Here is a 22,288-nt window from a genome sequence, read left to right on the forward strand (position 1 = left end):
AAGAACACCGCGGGGGCCAGACTGCCCGCGTTATCGTTGACGACCATCGCGAGCAAGCTCGGCTCCTACAAAGAGCAGAACCCGTCGCGGAATAGGATCCGCGACAGCAATCAATCGTCGAAATCTTCCCAGCCGCCCATTTGTTTCCAGCGATTGACGATGCCGCAGAACAGCTCGGCGGTCTTCTCGGTGTCATAACGAGCCGAGTGGGCCTCGCGACCGTCGAAATCGATATCGGCTGCCTGACAGGCTTTGGCCAGCACTGTTTGACCATAAGCCAGGCCGGCGAGGGTCGCCGTGTCGAAACTGGAGAACGGGTGAAACGGGTTGCGCTTCATGTCCAGGCGCGCAACCGCGGCATTCAGGAAGCCCAAGTCGAAGCTGCTGTTGTGCCCGACCAGAATTGCCCGTTTGCAACCGTTGGCTTTGAGCGCCTTGCGTATGCCGCGGAAGATATCGTTCAGAGCCGTCTCTTCACTCACCGCCATGCGCAGTGGGTGATCGAGCTTGATCCCGGTGAACTCCAGGGCTGCCGCTTCAATATTCGCGCCTTCGAAAGGCTCTACCCGGAAGAAGTAGGTGTGATCCGGGTAAACAAAACCCTTTTCATCCATGGCGATGGTGGTCGCGGCGATTTCCAGCAGGGCGTCAGTGGCCGAATTGAAACCACCGGTTTCTACGTCGACGACAACTGGCAGGTAACCGCGGAACCTGGCGGCCATTGGATGACGAGAACCGCCTCCACCGCCATTACCGTCCTGTTCGTCGTCGAAATGGTCTTCACTCACGCGTGTTCCTCCAGCAGGCGCCAGCGCAGTTTTTCACCGGCGCGCAGCGGGATAACGGTCAGCTCGCCAAACGGCAGGCTGGTTGGGGCGGTCCACTCTTCGCGAACCAGGGTGATGCGATCGGTGTTCGCCGGCAGGCCATAGAAACGCGGGCCGTTGAGGCTTGCGAAGGCTTCGAGCTTATCCAGCGCATTGCGCTGTTCGAAGGCTTCGGCATACATCTCGATCGCAGCAAAAGCGGTGTAGCAGCCTGCGCAACCGCAGGCGGCTTCCTTGGCATGCTGCGCGTGGGGTGCCGAGTCGGTGCCGAGGAAGAACTTTTCGCTGCCGCTGGTGGCGGCATCGAGTAGCGCTTCCTGGTGTGTGTTGCGCTTGAGTATCGGCAGGCAATAAAAGTGCGGCCGAATCCCGCCCACCAGCATATGGTTGCGGTTGTACAGCAGGTGATGCGCGGTGATGGTCGCGCCAACGTTGGCCGAAGCCGAATTGACGAACTGCACGGCGTCAGCGGTGGTGATGTGTTCGAACACCACTTTTAGGGTCGGGAAATGCTCGACCACGCGACGCATGTGCTCATCGATGAAGATTTTTTCGCGGTCGAACACGTCCACATCGCCGCGGGTGACTTCACCGTGAATCAGCAAGGGCATTCCGACTTCGGCCATGGCCTCAAGTGCAGGGAAGATCTTGTCGATGCTGGTGACACCAGAGTCCGAGTTGGTGGTGGCGCCGGCCGGGTACAGCTTGGCGGCGTGAATGAAACCGCTGGCCTTGGCCTCGCGAATTTCTTCAGGCTGGGTGCGATCGGTCAGGTACAGAACCATCAGCGGTTCGAACTGGCTGCCGGCCGGGCGGGCAGCGAGGATCCGCTGGCGGTAGCCGTTGGCCTCAGCCGCATTGCGGACCGGGGGTACCAGGTTGGGCATGATAATGGCGCGACCAAAGGTGCGCGCGACATCCGCGACGGTATTGGTCAACACGGCACCATCGCGAAGATGAATGTGCCAGTCGTCGGGACGCAGCAGGGTCAGGCGGTCGGACATGAGGGGATTCCAGGCGGGTCAAACTCAAGGGAATGCTACCGGAAAAGACTCTTGCAGGCACTCGCTATCAAGTTTTGCGGCAAGCTTCCGATATCCAACAGGTATGCCGTAAACAAGTGTGTGTCGGTCTTTTTGTTGTAGAAGCCAGTGGAGCCTCCCGTGCGCCAGCGTTATTTAGCCTTGCTCAGTGTGTTTGCCAGCCTTCCCGCGATGGCGCTCACTTTTCAGACTCGTCTGGAGAGCATCGAGTGGACGGTCGAAGGCGACAAATTCGAGTGCCGCCTGACCCAGCCGATCACCGATTTTGGCTCGGGGCAGTTCGTGCGTCGTGCTGGCGAGCAGGCGACGTTTCGGCTTAATGCCTACAACGCCATGATGGGCGGTGGCTCGGCTACCTTGCTGGCCGCGGCTGCGCCCTGGCAGCCAGGACGGGGTGATATCAATCTGGGCACGGTGAGAGTCGGCAACGGTAATGTGTTGTTCAACAGTTCGCAGGCGCAGGCCGGGCGTTTGATCAGCGGCCTGATGGACGGTCGCAGTCCGGTGGTTCGACATTCTTCGGGCGATGGACGGGTGTCGGAAGTGCGTTTGTTGCCAGTCAGATTCAACAAGGCGTTTGCCGACTATCAGGGCTGCGTAGCCAAACTGTTGCCACAGAATTTCGATCAGGTGAAGCAGTCCGAAGTCGGTTTTCCCGGCGGCGGTATCGATCTGGATTCGGCCGCGAAAGCCAGGCTGCAGGTGATGCTCGAGTACATGAAGGCCGATCCGACGGTCAATCACATCGAACTTGACGGGCATTCCGACAACAGCGGCAATCGCCTCACCAACCGTGACCTGTCACGCCGTCGAGCCTTGGCGGTCATGGAGTTCTTCAAGGCCAATGGCATACAGGAGTCGCAGATCACCATGCGTTTCCATGGTGAGAGCTATCCGCTGGCGCCCAATTCCAACAACGCCAACCGCTCGAAAAATCGTCGGGTCGCCGTACGGCTGGAGCGAGGGGCGCCGCCGGAGCAAGTGGCTCCCCAGGCCACGAAACCGGGACCATCGGCAACGACATGACTTGTTGGTCATCGTCGCGCTCTCGACATAATCTGTCGCTTCGTCGTCATAAGCTGTCGCGCCACTGTAAATTTTCCTGCATGAGCGGTAGACTTCACGGCTTTCCGTAGAACCCCGTGGAGTGATGGCATGGCGGACGTAAACAAGGTCGTTCTGGCGTATTCCGGCGGCCTGGACACTTCGGTGATCCTCAAGTGGCTGCAGGATACTTATAACTGTGAAGTGGTGACCTTCACCGCTGACCTGGGTCAGGGTGAAGAGGTCGAACCTGCACGCGCCAAGGCTCAGGCCATGGGCGTGAAAGAGATCTACATCGACGACTTGCGCGAAGAATTCGTGCGCGATTTCGTTTTCCCGATGTTCCGCGCCAACACCGTTTACGAAGGCGAGTACCTGCTGGGTACTTCCATCGCTCGTCCGTTGATCGCCAAACGCCTGATCGAAATCGCCAACGAAACCGGCGCTGACGCCATTTCCCACGGCGCCACCGGCAAGGGTAACGACCAGGTTCGTTTCGAACTGGGCGCCTACGCCTTGAAACCAGGTGTGAAAGTGATTGCTCCTTGGCGCGAATGGGACCTGCTGTCCCGTGAAAAGCTGATGGATTACGCTGAAAAGCACGCAATCCCGATCGAGCGTCACGGCAAGAAAAAATCCCCGTACTCGATGGATGCCAACCTGCTGCACATCTCCTATGAAGGCGGCGTGCTGGAAGACACCTGGACCGAGCACGAAGAAGACATGTGGAAATGGACCGTCTCCCCGGAGAAGGCTCCTGACAAGGCCCAGTACCTGGAGCTGACCTACCGCAACGGCGACATCGTGGCACTGGACGGCGTCGAAATGACCCCGGCTACCGTGCTGGCGACCTTGAACCGTATCGGTGGCGAACACGGTATCGGTCGTCTGGACATCGTCGAGAACCGTTACGTGGGCATGAAGTCCCGTGGCTGCTACGAGACACCTGGCGGCACCATCATGCTGCGCGCCCACCGTGCGATCGAATCGATCACCCTGGATCGCGAAGTGGCACACCTTAAAGACGAGTTGATGCCGAAGTACGCCAGCCTGATCTACACCGGCTACTGGTGGAGTCCTGAGCGTCTGATGCTGCAACAGATGATCGATGCGTCCCAGGCTCACGTGAACGGCGTCGTGCGCCTGAAACTGTACAAGGGCAACGTGATCGTCACGGGTCGCAAGTCCGACGAATCGTTGTTCGATGCCAACATCGCGACCTTCGAGGAAGATGGCGGCGCCTACAACCAGGCCGATGCGGCGGGCTTCATCAAGCTCAACGCCTTGCGCATGCGCATTGCCGCGAACAAAGGCCGCAAGCTTTTCTGAGTATTTTGAGCCTGTAATGGATTTGTGGCCTCGTCATTGACGGGGCCACAATTTCTGAAAATGGTTTTTTGATCCTGGATTGCGGTACAACATTTTTACCTTTCCCTGTTTGATACGTCTGCGCCTGCATCTCCCCGCCAGGACCTGCCTCACTGCTGATTGATTGTCAGTTGGCGGCTCCGGCCCATGACCGTCACCCCGTGTGAACTCAAATCGTAAGCAACGCAGTAACTGGCGCTGCCGCTTTTTCTTGTCTGTCTGGAATATTTGAGAACGCTTTCTCTCAGTGATTTCTCCAACTCCGTGCCCGTGAGAAACAAAATCACGTGCGCCTGTCCTTCCTGTGGCTTTTTTATTTTCTCCAGCGAAGAGCTGAGCTCAATTTTATTTTTCATCCAGCGCGCATCGATGATGTGCAAATCCTTCAGTAATTCGGGTAAGCGAATGTGATGCTGAACCGAAAGGTTGGGCTGTAAACCTGTTTCGTCTGGTGGAGCCTGCGCACTGCAAGCAATCGAATCGGGCCGAGAGCCTTTCACCGAAGCATTGTTTTTTTTGGGGTCAACATCGTCCATGGCTTTCAGGAAATGCTCGTCCTTTTCAAAGTCCGAAGGCGAGTAAAGCGATCGGTAATTGAAGTTAAGCGTGGCGAAGAAAAGGAAAAGTAAATAAAAAGGAAAGCTGATTAGAAACCAGACATAAATTTCTCTTTCTTCGTTGTCGAGGAAGGGGAGCGAAATAGCTGCCGATGTTTCAGACAGTGTTGCGAATATCGCGATTATGGTCATGGGGTTGGTAATTCTCTTTTTGAGTTTGATCATGTTTATTACTCATTGTATTTGTCTTTGCTCGTTTGATTGATGGTGTTGGTGTCTGTTGTTGGGGGTATGTTACGCCATTCATATGATGTTGGTGTCTGAAGTGTCCGTATTTTTATCTGTGGTGTACGTTGTTTTGTTTTTGGTTTTTCATGTTCGTAATGATTGTCGATGCGCATTTTTTCGCTGTAAGAACAAGTAGGTGAACGGTGTGTGATATTTCTGGTGTTAATGTTTTAGTGCTAAATGCCGGTTACGTTTAAAGATTGATGCGCTTCAAATTACCTTTGCCGAATCTTGATGCTTCATTTTTCAGATCGTAAATCTATACAAAAAATGTTGAAATTCATGACTTGTTCACATGGATTCAGATTTTGCTGCGTTGTGTTTGGCAGTTTTTTGTAAGATTAATCCGCGATTCTCGTAGGGAATGTCTCTCGCTGCAGGTCGCTGGGGGGGGCGGCATGCCATGGGTGAAACGACTAGGCTATTGTGCGGGCTCTAAAAATTCGAACAGCGAAAATTGGAATTGCCCATGAATAAAGTGCTGATCGTGGATGATCACCCCGTCATTCGTCTTGCGGTACGTATGCTAATGGAGCGTCATGGCTACGAAGTTGTTGCAGAAACCGATAATGGTGTTGATGCGTTGCAACTTGCCCGCGAATTCATGCCGGACATTGTCATTCTGGATATCGGGATACCGAAGCTGGACGGGTTGGAAGTTATCGCGCGACTTACATCAGCAGCCATGCCCATGAAAGTGCTGATATTGACTTCCCAGGCTCCTGGGCATTTTTCAATGCGTTGCATGCAGACGGGTGCTGCCGGGTATGTTTGCAAACAGCAGGATCTCACTGAGTTGCTCAGTGCAATAAAGGCAGTGTTGTCCGGTTATAGCTACTTTCCCAATCAAGCCTTGCATACTGTGCGTGCCAGTCTGGGGAACGCAAGTGAAGCCGAGATGGTGGATCGTCTTTCAGGGCGGGAAATGATGGTATTGCAACAATTGGCCAGAGGCAAGACCAACAAGGAGATTGCCGATGGGATGTTTCTCAGCAACAAGACCGTCAGTACCTACAAAACACGCCTGTTGCTGAAACTCAATGCGCGCTCTCTGGTCGACCTGATCGAACTGGCTCAACGTAATGGGATAGTGTGATTTTATCTGCGGTGACGATGGGCGATGAACGGGCATTTATCGCGGTTCGGCACAAAGTAAAAAGCCTCCGTTTCGGGAGGCTTTCAGGTGTCATTAGTCAAAATCGTAATCGGCCAATTGCTTCTGCAGTCGGCGCTCCTCCAGAAGATTGTCGATGGTACGGCGCTTGCTCAGGTTGGTTTTCGCTACTTCGACTACCGGCTCGGCATCATCAGCTTCAACGGCAGTGAATTCTTCATCTTCGTCCAAGTGCTCTTTGCCAGTGCTCATTTAGTTACTCCAGGCTAAGTGTGCCTTTGGCGCCTCTTATATCGACATTCTCTCGGCGGGTAAAAAAGATTTTTTCAATCGATAAATCAATAATCCTAATAGCGCCTCAATCGTCCGAGGTCTTGTGCTTGTATTCGCACAAGTCTTCGATCCGACAACTGCCGCAGCGAGGCTTGCGGGCAAGGCAAACATAGCGTCCGTGAAGGATCAACCAGTGATGGGAGTCGAGCAGGTACTCCCTGGGCACAAACTTCATCAGTTTTTTCTCGACTTCGACCACATTCTTGCCGGGGGCAATGCCGGTGCGGTTACTGACTCGGAAAATATGGGTGTCCACAGCCATCGTCAGCTGACGGAATGCAGTATTGAGCACCACGTTGGCGGTCTTGCGGCCCACACCGGGCAGGGCTTCCAGTTCCTCGCGAGTCTGCGGCACTTCGCCTGCATGGCGCTCCACCAGCAAGCGACAGGTCTCGATCACGTTTTTAGCCTTGCTGTTGAACAGGCCGATGGTCTTGATGTATTCCGACAAACCTTCGACGCCCAGCGCATGGATCGCCGCCGGGGTATTGGCGACCGGGAACAGTTTTGCCGTGGCTTTGTTAACGCCGACATCGGTCGATTGCGCCGAAAGAATCACCGCAATCAGTAATTCAAACGCTGATGAGTAGGCCAGTTCGGTCTTCGGTTCCGGGTTGTCTTCATGCAGTCTGCGGAAAATTTCCAGACGTTTTGCGGCATTCATGGGCAGTGCGTTTCCTCGAAAGCGGTCAGTGTGAAGGTGTCGGGCGGTGCCAGGCCTGCCATGCGGCGATCAGCAATCCCAGCAGAATAAAGCCACCAGGGGCTAGCGTGGCCAGGCGCAAGCCTGCGTCGCCGGTCAGCACCCAACCTTGCCAATCCGTTTGCGTCGCCCCGACCAGCCACAGTAGATGATTGCCGAGTGTCCCGTTACCAATGAGTTCGCGCAGCAGGCCCAGGCTCACCATCAATGCGCCGAACAGGCCACACAGGCGCAGGCGATCTCGCCAGGTGCTTTGGAAGAATCCCGTGTGTTCCAGCACGACACATTGCAAGGCAATCAAAGCTGAATAGATTCCCGTTTGTTGATGCCATTGCAGCGACCAGACTTGCGCGCCGAGTTCTGCGCAACTGGTCAGCGTTGCACTGAGCAACACGCTTGCCAGCAAGTGCGTCGCCGGGAGCATGCGAGATCGCAGTGCATTCATGCCGAGGCCAAAAACACTGGTCACTACGATGAACATCAGCCACAGGCCCACAGCGGTCACCAGTGAACCTGTGGCGCCAATGAGCGGCGCGAGCATCAATGAGTTCTGTAACAGCGGGGATTTACTCATGGGAAGGGCTCCCGAGCAGTTGTTGCCGGTGTTCATCGAAGTAGCGCAGCGCGTCGTGGGTGGCATTGATCACCGCCCTTGAGGTGATCGTCGCTCCCGCAATCTGATCGAATTGTCCTTGATCCTTTTTCAAGCCCCAGCCTTTGTCGTCCGGCTCGGTTCGAGATTTTCCGGAAAACAGCTGAAGCCAGGCATTGGGCCAGTCGGCGATTCGCGCACCGAGTCCCGGGGTTTCCGTTTGCTTGAGGGTTTTGACGCCAATCAGCCTGCCGTTGAGGTCGATGGCGATCAGCAAGTCGATTGCGCCTGCGTAACCCAGGGTCTGGCTGCGCAACAGTACGGCATAAGCCTGGCCGGCCTTGGTTGCTCGATAACCCGCCAGCAGTGTGCTGTTGCCCAGCACCGTGTTTTCGAGCGTGAGTGGTTGCTCCAGCGGTTGATTGTCGTAGCTGTCGGGCGGTAGCAGGTCCAGCAGGTTGCGGCTGTCGATCAGGCGCTGCTCAGCCGCGACCCGTGGCGCGCTGCTGTGCTGCGTGAGCCAGGTCAGGCCAATCCCGAGGACGGCCAGTAACGCCAGGGTGGCAAGGCTCGACGCGCGGCTCATGGTGCAATCCGCTCCTGCCTGGCAGCGACAAACCGCTCCAGTGCCGGTACACAGAGGTTCATCAACAGCACGGCAAAAGCCACGCCGTCCGGGTAGCCGCCCCACGTACGAATCAGATAGGTCAGCAACCCGACACCGATGCCGAACAGCAGACGTGCGCCGGGGCTTTTAGCGCCGGACACCGGTTCCGTGACGATGAAGAACGCTCCCAGCATGCTGGCGCCGGTGAGCAGATGAAACAACGGTGAACCATGGGAGTCGGAGCCCGAACCGTTCCAGCACAACAGACTGATGAGGAACAGGCTGGCGAGCATGCCGACCGGCGCATGCCAGCTGATCACTCGACGCTGCAGCAGGAACGCGCCGCCCGTGAGAAAGGCGAGGTTCACCCATTCCACGCCGCGACCACCGAAATGACCAAACGCCGGATTCACCGAGAACAGTTCATCCATGGTCAGGCTTTTATTGATCCGCAGGCTATCCAGTGCCGTGGCCCGGACCCAGGCATCCGGGTTTTGACCGAAACCGAATACTTGCTGCACGCCGCCCGACAGATCCATGCCGTGGGACGCAGGCCAGTGGGTCATTTGTTGCGGAAACGCGACCATCACCAGGGCGAAGCCGAGCATCGCCGGGTTGAACGGATTGCTGCCGACACCGCCATACAAGTGCTTGCCGAACAGCATGGCAAACGCGGCGGCACTGACGGTCAGCCACCACGGGCAATACGGCGGCAAGGCCAGGGCCAGGAGCATGGCACTGACGAGGGCGCTGCAGTCGCTCAAGGTCGGTTTGAGGGCACGCTTGCGCAGTTGCAGCACCGCCGCCTCAGCAGCCAACGCACTGCTCCCCGCCAGTAACAAGTTGATCAAAACTCCCCAGCCGTATAACCAGAACAACGCCAGCATCCCTGGCAGCGTGGCCAGTAGAACCAGTTTCATGGCCTGCTGCAGGCGCGCATCGACCGATTCAAGGGGCGCCATGGTCATCCACCTGGCGTTCGGCTTCGCTGACAGCACGCTCCAGTGCTTCGATCTGCTCGGCCTGTGCTTCGCTGGCTTGAGCTTTCTTCAGCTCGGCCCGGCGCATGGCCAACTGGATTTTCGCTCGATTCAATTCGGCATTCTTCGCCGGAGCCGCAACGGGCGTCGGGGCTGGCGGCGCAGTGCTTTCCAGCTGTGCCAGGGCGTGCTCGGAGGCTTCGAACTGCTGTTGCAGGACTATCAACTGTGACTGCTGTTCGAAGGTCGGCGGATGCCCGAAAGCCTTGAGTGACTTGGTCAATTGTGCCCGGCTCATCGCCAGATCGATCTTGGCCTTCTTCAACGCGGCATCGGCACCGGCAGCTTTCTGAGCGCGGACGCGTTCGAGCGCAGCCTGCACCGGGTCGAGCTTCATTTCACTGGGCTGGGCTTGGCGTTGTGCCCGGGAATGGCGCTCAGCGGCCTTTTGTTGTTCTTCACGTTGCAGGCGAGCGTTACGCTGTTCGAATCGACGACGTGCGTGATTGCGTTTGGCAGCGCGGGCCCGTTGTTCTTCAAGACTGAACGCCAGGCCTCCGACAATCGGCAGCACCGTGGCCATCGGCAGCGGACGCATTTCGATGCAGTCAACCGGACAGGGCGCCACGCAGAGGTCGCAGCCGGTGCATTCATCAATGATCACCGTGTGCATCAGCTTGGCCGCACCGACGATGGCGTCTACCGGACAGGCCTGAATGCATTTGGTGCAACCGATGCACTCGGCTTCGCGGATATAGGCGATCTGCGCCGGAGCCGAACCACGGCTGACATCCAGTTCCAGTACCGGCACTTTCAACAGATCGGCCAATGCGTTGATGGTTTCGTTGCCGCCCGGCGGGCACTTGTTGATCGGCTCGCCGTTGGCGATGCCTTCAGCGTATGGCTTGCATCCGGGGTGACCGCACTTGCCGCATTGGGTTTGCGGCAAGAGGGCATCGATGCGTTGAATCAGACTCATGTTTTGATCAGTCCACTGAATCCGAGAAAGGCCACTGCAATCAGGCCAGCGCCGATCAGATCGATCGGCAAACCGCGCAAGGGCAGGGGAACATCGTTATCGAGCGTGCGTTGGCGCAGGTCGTTGAACAGGCTCAGCACCAGCCAGAAACCCAGCCCGGCACCCAGGCTGAGGGCTGCGGCAGCAACGAATCCTTTATCATTCTGGATGTTGAGAAGCGTTACCCCGAGCACGCCGGCGTTGCCCAGCAGCAGCGGCCACAGACCTTCAAACGACAGCGTCGAAAGCACCCTGGACAGTCCATTCAGCAGGGGGGCGATCAGTAGCACACTAAGAGGCAGGAACACGAACAGACGCAGGGACGTCAATTCCAGCGGTATGAGCAGCCAATGGTAGAGCGCGTAACCGAGCGTACCGACAATCAGCATCAGGCAGGTCGTCGCGATGCCCAGGGCATGGACTTGCCGGCGTTCGCTGCCCAAGAGCGGATCTGCACCCAGCGGCCATTGCAACACGAGGTTGTTGATCAGGGCAGTGCTGATAAGCGTAAGAAATGCTTCGGTCATGATCGTACCGACAAGAACGGTAAAGCTTGATCTGTAGGAGCGAGCATGCTCGCGATGGACTCAAGAGCGCACTGTTTAACCAGTGAACGCGCGTTATCGTTGACGACCATCGCGAGCATGCTCGCTCCTACGGCATTATCCGGCAAGGGCGGAGGGTGGGCCAGACATGAAAATCCCACAGTCGCGCCAGGCACGACTGTGGGATCGGTTTGCCGCCCTACCTTACTTGATGCGCTGACCAGGCTTGGCGCCGCTGTCAGGGCTCAGCAGGTAGATTTCTTCTCCGCCAGGACCGGCCGCCATCACCATGCCCTCGGAGATACCGAATTTCATTTTGCGAGGTTTGAGGTTGGCGATCATCATGGTCAGACGACCATCGAGCTTGGACGGATCCGGGTAAGCGCTCTTGATTCCGGAGAACACGTTTCGCTGCTCGTCACCGATGTCGAGGGTCAGTCGCAGCAGCTTGTCGGCGCCTTCGACCGCTTCGGCCTTGATGATCAGGGCTACGCGCAGGTCTACCGCGGCAAAGGTGTCGAACTCGATTTCCGGGGACAACGGATCCTTGGTCAACTCGCCGTTGCCGGCAGGTGCAGTTTCGCCGGTGTCGGTCTGGCTGGCGGTCAGGTCTTCTTTCGAAGCGTCGCTCATTGCCTGCACTTTTACCGGGTCGATCCGGGTCATCAGCGGCTTGAACTCGTTCAGCTGATGGTTGGTGAGCCAGGCTGCGTGGTCGTTCCAGGTCAGCGGCTCGACGTTCAGGAACGCCTCGGCATCGGCGGCCAGCAACGGCAGCACAGGCTTGAGGAAAATCACCAGCTGGCGGAACAGGTTGACGCCGGTGGCGCAGATGGCCTGGACTTCATCCTGCTTGCCTTCCTGTTTGTTCAGCGACCACGGTGCCTTGTCGGCGATCCAGGCGTTGGCGCGGTCGGCCAGAGCCATGATCTCGCGCATGGCGCGGGCAAAGTCGCGGGCTTCATAGGCGTCGGCGATGCCAGGCGCGGCGGCCAGGAACGCTTCGGTCAGCTCCGGTGCGGCGTTGGTATCGACCATCACGCCAGCATTGCCTTTGTGGATGAAGCCGGCGCAACGGCTGGCGATGTTGACGACTTTGCCGACCAGGTCGGAATTGACCTTCTGCACGAAGTCTTCGAGGTTCAGGTCCAGGTCGTCGACGCCACGGCTCAGCTTGGCCGCGTAGTAGTAGCGCAGGTATTCCGGCGACAGGTGATCCAGGTAGGTCCGCGCCCTGATGAAGGTGCCACGGGACTTGGACATTTTCTGGCCGTTGACGGTCAGGTAGCCGTGCACGTTGATGCCGGTCGGCTTGCGGTAGCCCGAGCCTTCGAGCATGGCAGGCCAGAACAGGGCGTGGAAGTTGACGATGTCCTTGCCGATGAAATGGTACAGCTCGGCCGTGGAATCCTTGCCCCAGAACGCGTCGAAATCCAGCTCCGGCGTACGGTCGCAAAGGTTCTTGAAGCTCGCCATGTAGCCGATCGGCGCATCCAGCCAAACGTAGAAGTACTTGCCCGGCTCATCGGGAATTTCAAAGCCGAAGTACGGTGCATCGCGGGAGATGTCCCACTGTTGCAGGCCGGCATCCAGCCATTCGGCGATTTTGTTGGCGACGGCGTCTTGCAGGGTGCCGCTGCGGGTCCAGGTTTGCAGCATTTCCTGGAAGTCCGGCAACTTGAAGAAGAAGTGCTGGGAATCCTTGAGCACCGGAGTGGCGCCGGAAATCGCCGACTTTGGATCTTTCAGGTCGGTCGGCGCGTAGGTCGCACCGCATTTTTCGCAGTTGTCGCCGTACTGGTCTTCAGTGCCGCATTTCGGGCAGGTGCCCTTGATGAAGCGGTCGGCCAGGAACATTTTCTTTTCCGGGTCGAAGTATTGCGTGATCGAGCGCGTGGCGATGTGCCCGGCGTCGCGCAGCTTCAGGTAAATCTGGCTCGACAGCTCACGGTTTTCTTCTGCGTGAGTGGAGTGGAAGTTGTCGAAGTCCACCAAAAACTCGGCAAAGTCGGCGCTGTGTTCAGCCTGGACGTTGGCGATCAGTTGTTCCGGGGTGATGCCTTCTTTTTCCGCGCGCAGCATGATCGCCGAACCGTGGGCGTCGTCGGCGCAGACATAGATGCATTGATTGCCGCGGTGCTTCTGGAAGCGCACCCACATATCGGTCTGGATATATTCCAGCATATGGCCGAGGTGAATCGAACCATTGGCATAGGGCAGGGCGCTGGTGACGAGAATCTTGCGTGGCTCGGACATGGGGCTCGGCTACTTGATGAAACGGAGGTCGGCCACTATAAAGCGGCGGCGCAGATTTTTCACCCCCACGACCAGCCACCGCGGGTCATGTAGCAGCTGGCGAAGCCTGCGTTCGGCTGCGCAGCAGTCGTAAAACCAGGCAGCGCGGTGCTTCAGGTAAGCCGAGTTGTCCGGATGACGACTGCTTCGCAGCCGAACGCAGGCTTCGCCAGCTGCTACAGGTTGCGTCTGGCCATAGGACATCTGTCACATTCTGAAAGCATGCCGTACGCACTATAGAACAGGTACGATACCCGCCTGTTTTCCAGTCTTGTTATCGGAGTTGCCCATGAGCGCCGTCAATCGCGCAGCGGTGGAAGCCGTCCTTCGCCAATACACCGACCCTTACCTGAACCAGGACCCGGTCAGCGCCGGATGCGTGCGCAGCATCGACGTTCAAGGGGACCGCGTCAGCGTTCAGCTCGAACTGGGTTACGCCGCAGGTCTGTTCAAAAGTGGCTGGGCGCAGATGCTGCAAATGGCCATCGAAGGCCTGGAGGGCGTATCAACGGCACGCGTCGACATCACCAGCGTGATTGCCGCGCACAAGGCCCAGGCACAAATTCCGGGCTTGGCCAACGTCAAGAACGTAGTGGCCGTGGCATCCGGCAAGGGTGGCGTGGGCAAATCCACCACCGCCGCCAACCTCGCGTTGGCGCTGGCCCGCGAAGGCGCCAAGGTCGGCATCCTCGACGCAGATATTTACGGTCCGAGCCAGGGCATCATGTTCGGTATCGCTGAAGGCACCCGACCGCAGATCAAGGATCAGAAATGGTTCGTGCCCATCGAGTCCCATGGCGTTGAAGTGATGTCCATGGCCTTCCTGACCGATGACAACACGCCGATGGTCTGGCGCGGGCCGATGGTTTCCGGCGCCTTGTTGCAACTGGTGACCCAGACCGCGTGGGGCGACCTGGACTACCTGGTTATCGACATGCCGCCAGGCACTGGTGACATCCAGCTGACCCTGGCGCAGAAAGTCCCGGTGGCCGGTGCGGTCATCGTCACTACACCACAGGACCTGGCCTTGCTCGACGCGCGCAAGGGCGTGGAGATGTTCCGCAAGGTCAACATCCCGGTGCTGGGCGTGGTGGAAAACATGGCCGTGCACATCTGCTCCAATTGCGGACATGCCGAGCATCTGTTCGGAGAGGGCGGCGGGGTGAAACTGGCCAACCAGTACGGCGTCGAGCTGCTGGCTTCGCTGCCGCTGTCGATGGTCATCCGCGAGCAGGCCGATGGCGGCAAGCCGACGGTGATCGCCGAGCCTGACAGTCAGATTGCGATGGTTTACCAGGAGCTGGCCCGCCATGTCGGTGCGCGGATCGTGTTGCAGGAAGCGGCGATGCCGGCGATGCCGAATATCACCATCAGCGACGATTGATATCCGTAAAATAACGCTAATCGAATGTGGGAGCGGGCTTGCTCGCGAAGGCGGTGTGTCAGTCAACGTTGATGTTGTTTGACACACCGCCTTCGCGAGCAAGCCCGCTCCCACAGTTGTTTTGCGGTGGCTTTAGATGCGCAACCCGCCATCCAATTCCAGAATCCGGCCGGTGTAGTAGTCGTTCTCGAAAATATACGCCGCCGAATGAGCGATCTCTTGCGGCTTGCCCATGCGCTTGAGCGGAATTCCCGATGTCATCTTCTCCAGCGCCTCAGGCTTCATGCCCAGGGTCATCTCGGTTTCGATGAAGCCCGGTGCAATGCCCGCCACGCGGATGCCGTAGCGCGCCAGTTCCTTGGCCCAGGTCACGGTCGCCGCGGCGACACCAGCCTTGGCAGCGGAGTAGTTGGTCTGACCGACGTTGCCGGCACGGGAAATCGACGAGATATTGATAATTGTCCCGCTGTTCTTCAACTCGACCATTTTCGCCGCGACTTCACGGGTACACAGGAATACGCCGGTCAGGTTGACGTCGATGACTGCCTGCCATTGGGCCAGGCTCATCTTGGTCATCTCGCCGTCCTTTACCTTGAGCAACAGGCCGTCGCGCAGGATGCCGGCGTTGTTGATCAGGCCATGGATCGCGCCAAAATCTTCAGCGACCCGGGCGACCATGTGGGTCACTTGCTCTTCATTGGCCACGTTGCACAGGTAGGCGCGGGCCTCGACACCCTTGGCCGTGCAAGCTGCCACGGCGTCATCGAGCTTTTCCTGATTGAGATCAACAAGGGCCAGTTTCGCGCCTTTGCCGGCGAAATACTCGGCCATGGAGCGGCCTAAACCCTGGCAACCGCCAGTGATAATGATTACTTTGTCAGCGAGTTGCATTGGTATGCCCCGGTAGCAGATCTGAGTGGTTTCCTTGAAGAGGGCCTCTCGATTTGCGCCTGACGTGGCCTGGCTGCACATGAGAACTGCCCTAATGGCGTGCTGGGACTTTCACCAGTCGCCTGTCCGTTTTTCTGACTGATTCTATATGAGGAGTCATAAATTGAGCGTTGAAGTTGCCAAGCATGCCCGAGAATTGTTGCTCAAGGAATACCGCGGAGTTCTGTCGACGCTCTCCAAGGCAATGCCCGGTTTTCCGTTCGGTTCCGTGGTTCCTTACTGCCTGGACGAGCAGGGCCGGCCGCTGATCCTCATCAGCCGCATTGCCCAGCACACCCACAACCTGCAAAAGGATCCGAAATGCTCGCTGCTGGTGGGCGAGCGTGAAGCCGAGGACGTGCAGGCCGTCGGGCGCCTGACTTACCTGGCCGAAGCTCAGCGGATCGAGGACGAGACCGCCATCGAAGCGGCTGCCGAACGCTACTACCGTTACTTCCCCGGTTCGCAGAATTATCACAAGGCCCATGATTTCGATTTCTGGGTATTGCAACCGGTGCGTCATCGTTACATCGGCGGTTTTGGCGCCATCCACTGGGTCAACGACCTGATCCTGGCCAACCCCTTTGCCGGCAAAGCCGAACTGAGCATGGTCGAACATATGAACGCCGACCACGCCAAGGCCATTGCCCATTACGTCGACCTGGCGGGGTTGCCGAAAACCGCACCGGCGCAAATGGTAGGAATCGATACCGAAGGCATGCACTTGCGCATAGGTCAGGGCGTCTATTGGTTGCCGTTCCAAGCCCCATGTAATACGCCGACACAAGTTCGCGAGGCCTTGGTTTTCCTGGCCCACGCCGAGCAATGGCCGAAAAATGAAGTGGCCGACGCTTGAATTCACGCAACGGCGACGTCATCTAGGGAAGACTGGCAAGGCATTCTTGCGTTGAGGAACCATTTGATGCGCCCTTTTTTGCTGCTCTTTGTACTGTTTCCGGTGTTGGAGCTGTTCGTATTCGTCAAGGTGGCAGGGGCTATCGGGTTTTTTCCGGCCCTGCTGCTGGTCATTCTCGGCTCGATGCTCGGCGTGTTCGTGCTGCGAATCGCCGGTTTGGCAACGGCATTGCGTGCCCGTGAAAGCCTGAACCGCGGCGAGCTACCCGCCCAGACCATGCTCGAAGGCCTGATGCTGGCCCTGGCTGGCGGTTTGCTGATCTTGCCGGGTTTCGTCACCGACGTGCTTGGCCTGATCATGCTGTTGCCAATCTCTCGTCGTCTGCTGGCCAATAAAATGCGCCAGCGCGCCGAGGAACAAGCGATCCGCCAGCGTGCATTCGCCGATGACCTGCAGGCCCGCGGACCCGCGCCACGCGAGCCACTGGGCCGCGAGCCCAACGTGATCGAAGGCGAGTTCGAACACCGCGATAGCAAGTAACAGCCAATATCGGCACGGCACCTTCGGGTGCCGTGTTCGTTTGCGGGGCATCGACATGAAAAATTTTCGATCCCGGCCCTTGTAATAAGCTTATGCGCCCTTATGTAACGGTCACCGCAAGGTTTCTGGTGATCACGCCAGACAGACTTCCGCGGTTCGCTTGTCGAGCCGCACCCGGCATCGCCGGACTTTGTTAAACCCGCCGGGACTACACCGGCCGATGAAAACCACAATTAGGAGAGATCGACAATGAAGCTTCGTCCTCTGCATGACCGCGTCGTCATCCGTCGCAGCGAAGAAGAAAAGAAAACCGCTGGCGGTATCGTCCTGCCAGGTTCGGCTGCCGAAAAAGCCAACAGCGGCGAAATCCTCGCTGTAGGCACCGGCCGCGTACTGGAAAACGGTGAAGTGCGTGCACTGGCCGTCAAAGTGGGCGACAAGGTTGTGTTCGGTCCTTACTCCGGCAGCAACACTGTGAAAGTCGACGGCGAAGACCTGCTGGTAATGGCTGAGAACGAGATTCTCGCTGTTATCGAAGGCTGATTCCCCGCTCATTTTCCCGCTACTACAAAGTATTTAAGGAATATCGATCATGGCTGCTAAAGAAGTTAAATTCGGCGATTCCGCCCGCAAGAAAATGCTCGCCGGTGTTAACGTCCTGGCTGACGCGGTAAAAGCGACCCTGGGCCCTAAAGGCCGTAACGTGATCATCGAGAAGAGCTTCGGCGCTCCGACCATCACCAAGGACGGCGTGTCCGTTGCCAAAGAAATCGAGCTGAAAGACCGCTTCGAAAACATGGGCGCGCAGCTGGTTAAAGACGTTGCTTCCCGTGCCAACGATGACGCAGGCGATGGCACCACCACCGCTACCGTTCTGGCTCAATCGATCGTCAACGAAGGCCTGAAAGCCGTCGCTGCCGGCATGAACCCGATGGACCTGAAGCGCGGTATCGACAAAGCGACCATCGCGATCGTCAAAGAGCTGAAAGCCCTGTCCAAGCCTTGCGCTGACACCAAGGCAATCGCTCAGGTAGGCACCATCTCGGCCAACTCCGACAGCTCCATCGGCGACATCATTGCCGAAGCCATGGAAAAAGTCGGTAAAGAAGGCGTGATCACCGTTGAAGAAGGCTCGGGCCTGGAAAACGAACTGTCGGTTGTTGAAGGCATGCAGTTCGACCGTGGCTACCTGTCCCCGTACTTCGTCAACAAGCCAGAGACCATGACTGCCGAGCTGGACGGTCCGCTGATCCTGCTGGTCGACAAAAAGATCTCGAACATCCGCGAAATGTTGCCAGTACTGGAAGCCGTTGCCAAAGCCGGCCGTCCACTGCTGATCGTTGCCGAAGACGTTGAAGGCGAAGCCCTGGCGACTCTGGTTGTGAACAACATGCGTGGCATCGTTAAAGTCGCAGCCGTCAAGGCTCCTGGCTTCGGCGACCGTCGCAAGGCAATGCTGCAGGACATCGCTGTTCTGACTGGCGGTACCGTTATCTCCGAAGAGATCGGTCTGAGCCTGGAAAGCACTACCCTGGAACACCTGGGTAATGCCAAGCGCGTGATCCTGTCCAAAGAAAACACCACCGTGATCGACGGCGCTGGCGTTGAGGCTGACATCCAGGCTCGCGTTCTGCAGATCCGTCAGCAAGTGGCTGACACTTCGTCCGACTACGACCGTGAAAAACTGCAAGAGCGTCTGGCCAAGCTGTCCGGCGGCGTTGCAGTGATCAAGGTTGGCGCTGGTTCCGAAGTTGAAATGAAAGAGAAGAAAGCCCGCGTTGAAGACGCCCTGCACGCTACCCGTGCAGCCGTTGAAGAAGGCGTGGTACCTGGCGGCGGCGTGGCACTGGTTCGTGCTCTGCAAGCCATCAGCGAACTGAAAGGCGACAACGCTGATCAGGACGTAGGTATCGCTCTGCTGCGTCGCGCTGTAGAAGCTCCGCTGCGCCAAATCGTTGCCAACTCCGGCGACGAGCCAAGCGTTGTTGTCGACAAGGTCAAGCAAGGCGAGGGTAACTTCGGTTACAACGCTGCGACTGGCGAATACGGCGACATGATCGAAATGGGTATCCTGGACCCGGCTAAAGTGACCCGTTCGGCTCTGCAAGCGGCTTCGTCGATTGCCAGCCTGATGATCACCACTGAAGCCATGATCGCCGAGATCAAGGACGACGCACCAGCTGGCGGCGGTATGCCAGACATGGGCGGTATGGGCGGCATGGGCGGCATGATGTAAGCCAGCCTTACCCCTGTACTAAAAACCCCGCCTGCGAAAGCAGGCGGGGTTTTTTATTGCCCGTATTTGAGGGCCACCTAGATTAAGTGTGGGAGCGGGCTTGCTCGCGAAAGCGCAATTTCAGTCAACATATTTGTTGAAGGCTAAACCGCCATCGCGAGCAGGCTCGCATACATTTTGATCTGTGTTTCAGACGCTAACCGATTGTGCTTTGGCCGCGTCTTCGGATCTGGACGTTGGGCGATACAGAATCCAATAGTACGACCCCAGACAGATCAGCCAGCAGAACACCGCCGTCCACACGTTGTGCGAAAAAAAGTGTGCCCCCTGCATCATCCGGCCGATGGAAAACACCGTACCCAGGGCGAAGGCAAAGGCGAACGCCACGCGGGCCAGTCGTGGACGACGGTCGCGCAACACGAAAAACAGCGCAAACAGGGTGAAACCGGTTGCGGCATGACCGCCCGGCCAGCAGCGACCAGGTTTGTCGGTGTGTGGGCGAGGGCTCAGCAATTCACTGTAGGTTTCGTGACCGCCGAACTGCTCAAGGCTCCACGGGCACTGCACCGCCGTCACTGCTTTCATTGGCGTGACAAAGGAGGTTGCCAGGCCCAGAGATAACACCAGGCAGCCCAGTTCCCGCTTGAGCGGTTTGAGCCTGTCAATGAAGAACGAACCGATGAAGCCGAGAATGGACAGCACCGAGAAGCCGATGACCACTTGCTTGGCGCGGGTATGCAGGATGGTTTCAAGGAAGTAACTGTGCCTCCCGATAAAGTCCCCGACAGTCGGGTCGTAGAACAGTCTGGCGAGGTCCATGTCCAGTGAGGTCAGTTCGAGCAGTACTAAAATGATCGCCGCAATGACGGGAACGCCCAGGTACACCCATAAGTTGAGTGGGCGAGAGGCAGGGCGGACAACGGTTGATGACATGGTGGATCCTGGACAATGGAAAAAGCCCCGGGGCATCAGCCCGGGGCGATTCGGTTATCGATCGCTGACTTGCTTGGCGCCCTCCTTGGGCACCCTCCAGCCAAGCAGCTGTTGCTTGAAGCCATAACTGGCGGTTTGGTAATACGTAATAGCGCGGGTGATCAAGGGGTCACTGGCGCTGGAGCGGGACTCGCGACTGTCAGTCAAGGCGTCATCATGACGACGCAATCCCTGGCGCGGACTCAGGATCGCAAGGTCTTTGCCGTCGAACAATCCAAGATGTTGATAATTACCAACCACCACTCGCGGGGGCAACGGATTGTCCTGCAACAGGTTACGCCCAAAGAACGTCGACTCGTAATCCAGATTCAGCAGGCCCAACAAGGTTGGCGCGAGGTCGATCTGGCTGGCCAGTTGTGCAGTCTCGCGGGCTTCTATCAACTTCGGTGCATAGATGAACAGTGGAATCTGGTAGTTACTGATTGGTAGGTCTTCTTTACCGGCACTGCCTGCGGTGTGGTCAGCGACAAAGATGAAAATAGTATTGTCGAACCAGGGTTTTTGACGTGCCTGGTCGAGGAACTGGCCAATCGCATAGTCGGTATATTTCACTGCGCCGTCGCGCCCGTTACCGGATTTGATATCGATCCGATTGTCCGGATAGGTATAGGGGCGATGGTTGGACGTTGTCATCAACTGCAATAGAAATGGTTGTTGCTTTGCATGGTCGGCGTCGGCCAGCTTGAGAGTCTGTTTGTAGAGATCCTCATCAGCCATGCCCCAGGCATTTTTGAAATGAATCTCTGACTCATCGATACTGCTTTGGTCGACAACGCGATAGCCATTGCCACTGAAGAAAGCATTCATGTTGTCAAAGTAACCGCGTCCGCCATAGACAAACACACTGTCGTAACCCACGGCAACGAGCTGCTGGCCGAGGCTGGCGAAGCCGCTTTCGCGACCCACACGTTTGACGATCGAGCGCCCGGGCGTTGGCGGAATGGCCAGGGTGATGGCTTCCAGGCCGCGATCGGTGCGGGTGCCGGTGGCGTAGAAGTTGTTGAAATACAAGCTCTGCTTGCGCAGCGCGTCCAGATTTGGCGTCAAGTTGCGTTCATCACCATTGCTGCCCATGTACTTGGCGCTGAAGCTTTCAATAGTGACCAGCACGATATTGGGCTTGCGTGGCGTACCCGGATTATCGATTTGTCGACGAATGTCCTGTGGATCTTCACCAATGAAACGGGCATTGGGTTCATTCAACTCGGCGCGAATCTGTTGCGCAACGACCGCCGATGGCCGCGTGCTGTAGAACTGTGGGTAGTCCAGTTCATTGTTACGGAAAGCGGCAAAGAACTGATACGGGCCGTTGCTTGCCAGTTCGTTCTGATAAGCGTTGCCGCCCTGGGCGCGCGGGGCGTCCTGGCTGAGCAGTTGCAGGCTAAGGCCGGCGACAAGTAAAAGGCCCAGCGCATTCAGCAAGCGCCCGCGCAGGGGCGGCAATGGTGCTGCGAGCGAGGCATTGAAAGGTTTGCGCAACGCGAAACTCAGGGCCACGGCCAGCACAGCGAGGATGCTCAGCAGCTTGCCGATCGGATACGACTCAAGCAGGTTGTTCAGCACTTCGTCTGAATACACCAAGTAGTCAACCGCAATGAAGTTGAAGCGCACACCGAACTCATCCCAGAACAGCCACTCGGCCACCGAGGTGAACAGCATTGCGAACAGGCTGACGGTCAGCAGTCCCTGAAGAAACCAGTGATGACCACGACGGCGCCACAACGCTGGCGGGCACAGCAGCAGGTAGAGCCCCATGGGCAGCGCCGCGTAGGCAATGAAGCCGAGATCGTAGAGCAGACCAATGCCGAAAACCGAGAGGAACCCACTACCGGCCTCATCGAGATGGGTCAGGAGCAGAACCGCTCGGGTCAAAAGAAAAATAATCAGCCAGGAGCCGGTTACCAACAGTAGAAAGCGCATTGGCGCCGTCTTCAAGAAGTCCATTATTTGCATTCCTTATATCAATGCTATGACAGTATCAACTAATCACTATAATTATGGTGTAAATCGATAGTGAAAAACTTGTCATTCTAGT

At 57.4% G+C, this 22,288-nt stretch carries 21 protein-coding genes and 1 pseudogene; 8 read left to right on the plus strand and 14 right to left on the minus strand.

Annotated features, from left to right (window positions below; translation table 11 throughout):
* Positions 1-110: 110 nt before the first annotated feature.
* Positions 111-788, minus strand: a complete 678-nt coding sequence (gene rnt / locus CES87_RS06465) for a ribonuclease T (RefSeq protein WP_128605462.1) — start codon at positions 786-788, stop codon at positions 111-113.
* Complete coding sequence (gene pyrC, locus CES87_RS06470) at positions 785-1,831, minus strand: dihydroorotase (protein WP_128605463.1); 1,047 nt, start codon at positions 1,829-1,831, stop codon at positions 785-787. Before pyrC ends, rnt begins: the two co-directional genes overlap by 4 nt.
* Positions 1,832-1,990: 159 nt before the next feature.
* On the opposite strand from pyrC, the gene CES87_RS06475 reads away from it, so the two are divergent.
* Both CES87_RS06475 and CES87_RS06480 read left to right on the plus strand, forming a co-directional pair.
* Entirely contained in the window at positions 1,991-2,896 is a 906-nt protein-coding gene (locus tag CES87_RS06475) for an OmpA family protein (protein ID WP_128605464.1), read from the plus strand.
* Positions 2,897-3,025: 129 nt separating this feature from the next.
* Positions 3,026-4,243 (plus strand): argininosuccinate synthase, encoded by a 1,218-nt coding sequence (locus CES87_RS06480; protein ID WP_008032151.1) that lies wholly within the window; start codon positions 3,026-3,028, stop codon positions 4,241-4,243.
* Positions 4,244-4,392: 149 nt separating this feature from the next.
* Here the strand turns inward: CES87_RS06480 and CES87_RS06485 are convergent, their stop codons facing one another.
* Positions 4,393-5,064 carry a hypothetical protein gene (locus CES87_RS06485; protein ID WP_128605465.1) on the minus strand — a complete coding sequence of 224 codons (672 nt, stop codon included), beginning with the start codon at positions 5,062-5,064 and terminating at the stop codon, positions 4,393-4,395.
* 532 nt (positions 5,065-5,596) lie between these two features.
* Here CES87_RS06485 and CES87_RS06490 point away from each other — a divergent pair.
* Positions 5,597-6,223: a response regulator transcription factor gene (locus tag CES87_RS06490; protein ID WP_128605466.1), complete on the plus strand. Its 627-nt coding sequence runs from the start codon at positions 5,597-5,599 to the stop codon at positions 6,221-6,223.
* A 93-nt stretch (positions 6,224-6,316) separates the two neighbouring features.
* On the opposite strand, the gene CES87_RS32345 is transcribed toward CES87_RS06490, so the two are convergent.
* The 8 genes and pseudogenes from CES87_RS32345 to metG all read right to left on the minus strand — a co-directional run bounded on the left by CES87_RS32345 (position 6,317) and on the right by metG (position 13,275).
* Positions 6,317-6,493: a PA3496 family putative envelope integrity protein gene (locus tag CES87_RS32345; protein WP_178081396.1), complete on the minus strand. Its 177-nt coding sequence runs from the start codon at positions 6,491-6,493 to the stop codon at positions 6,317-6,319.
* Between the two features lie 106 nt (positions 6,494-6,599).
* The gene (gene nth / locus CES87_RS06495) at positions 6,600-7,238 is read right to left on the minus strand and encodes an endonuclease III (protein ID WP_128605467.1); all 639 of its coding nucleotides are present in this window, start codon (positions 7,236-7,238) and stop codon (positions 6,600-6,602) included.
* Between the two features lie 25 nt (positions 7,239-7,263).
* A complete protein-coding gene (locus CES87_RS06500; RefSeq protein ID WP_128605468.1) occupies positions 7,264-7,851 on the minus strand; it encodes an Rnf-Nqr domain containing protein in 588 nt (195 codons plus the stop codon).
* Entirely contained in the window at positions 7,844-8,455 is a 612-nt protein-coding gene (locus tag CES87_RS06505) for an RnfABCDGE type electron transport complex subunit G (RefSeq protein ID WP_128605469.1), read from the minus strand. Before CES87_RS06505 ends, CES87_RS06500 begins: the two co-directional genes overlap by 8 nt.
* Positions 8,452-9,438, minus strand: a complete 987-nt coding sequence (locus CES87_RS06510) for an RnfABCDGE type electron transport complex subunit D (protein ID WP_128605470.1) — start codon at positions 9,436-9,438, stop codon at positions 8,452-8,454. Before CES87_RS06510 ends, CES87_RS06505 begins: the two co-directional genes overlap by 4 nt.
* Before the next feature lie 601 nt (positions 9,439-10,039).
* A pseudogene (rsxB, locus tag CES87_RS34155) lies at positions 10,040-10,414 on the minus strand (electron transport complex subunit RsxB); the annotation flags it as partial.
* 17 nt (positions 10,415-10,431) lie between these two features.
* On the minus strand, positions 10,432-11,001 hold the full coding sequence (locus tag CES87_RS06520; protein WP_128605472.1) for an Rnf-Nqr domain containing protein: 570 nt from the start codon (positions 10,999-11,001) through the stop codon (positions 10,432-10,434).
* Between the two features lie 222 nt (positions 11,002-11,223).
* Entirely contained in the window at positions 11,224-13,275 is a 2,052-nt protein-coding gene (gene metG, locus CES87_RS06525) for a methionine--tRNA ligase (RefSeq protein WP_128605473.1), read from the minus strand.
* A gap of 328 nt (positions 13,276-13,603) precedes the next feature.
* Here metG and apbC point away from each other — a divergent pair, with 328 nt between their 5' ends.
* A complete protein-coding gene (apbC, locus tag CES87_RS06535) occupies positions 13,604-14,698 on the plus strand; it encodes an iron-sulfur cluster carrier protein ApbC (RefSeq protein WP_128605475.1) in 1,095 nt (364 codons plus the stop codon).
* Between the two features lie 132 nt (positions 14,699-14,830).
* Here apbC and CES87_RS06545 read toward each other — a convergent pair whose 3' ends face one another.
* On the minus strand, positions 14,831-15,589 hold the full coding sequence (locus CES87_RS06545; protein WP_128605476.1) for an SDR family oxidoreductase: 759 nt from the start codon (positions 15,587-15,589) through the stop codon (positions 14,831-14,833).
* Positions 15,590-15,752: 163 nt separating this feature from the next.
* On the opposite strand from CES87_RS06545, the gene CES87_RS06550 reads away from it, so the two are divergent.
* The 4 genes from CES87_RS06550 (at position 15,753) to groL (ending at position 19,260) form a co-directional block, all read left to right on the plus strand.
* Entirely contained in the window at positions 15,753-16,484 is a 732-nt protein-coding gene (locus CES87_RS06550; RefSeq protein ID WP_128605477.1) for a HugZ family protein, read from the plus strand.
* 66 nt (positions 16,485-16,550) lie between these two features.
* Positions 16,551-17,024 (plus strand): FxsA family protein, encoded by a 474-nt coding sequence (locus CES87_RS06555; protein WP_128605478.1) that lies wholly within the window; start codon positions 16,551-16,553, stop codon positions 17,022-17,024.
* A gap of 249 nt (positions 17,025-17,273) precedes the next feature.
* Positions 17,274-17,567 carry a co-chaperone GroES gene (locus CES87_RS06560; RefSeq protein ID WP_054045166.1) on the plus strand — a complete coding sequence of 98 codons (294 nt, stop codon included), beginning with the start codon at positions 17,274-17,276 and terminating at the stop codon, positions 17,565-17,567.
* A 49-nt stretch (positions 17,568-17,616) separates the two neighbouring features.
* Positions 17,617-19,260 (plus strand): chaperonin GroEL, encoded by a 1,644-nt coding sequence (groL, locus tag CES87_RS06565; protein WP_128605479.1) that lies wholly within the window; start codon positions 17,617-17,619, stop codon positions 19,258-19,260.
* Between the two features lie 189 nt (positions 19,261-19,449).
* Here groL and CES87_RS06570 read toward each other — a convergent pair whose 3' ends face one another.
* Together CES87_RS06570 and CES87_RS06575 are read right to left on the minus strand one after the other, a co-directional pair.
* The gene (locus CES87_RS06570; protein WP_128605480.1) at positions 19,450-20,193 is read right to left on the minus strand and encodes a phosphatase PAP2 family protein; all 744 of its coding nucleotides are present in this window, start codon (positions 20,191-20,193) and stop codon (positions 19,450-19,452) included.
* A gap of 54 nt (positions 20,194-20,247) precedes the next feature.
* A complete protein-coding gene (locus CES87_RS06575) occupies positions 20,248-22,197 on the minus strand; it encodes an LTA synthase family protein (RefSeq protein WP_128605481.1) in 1,950 nt (649 codons plus the stop codon).
* Between the last annotated feature and the right edge of the window lie 91 nt (positions 22,198-22,288).

The organism is Pseudomonas sp. ERMR1:02 (assembly GCF_002277815.1).
In the GTDB taxonomy this organism is placed as follows: Bacteria; Pseudomonadota; Gammaproteobacteria; order Pseudomonadales; family Pseudomonadaceae; genus Aquipseudomonas.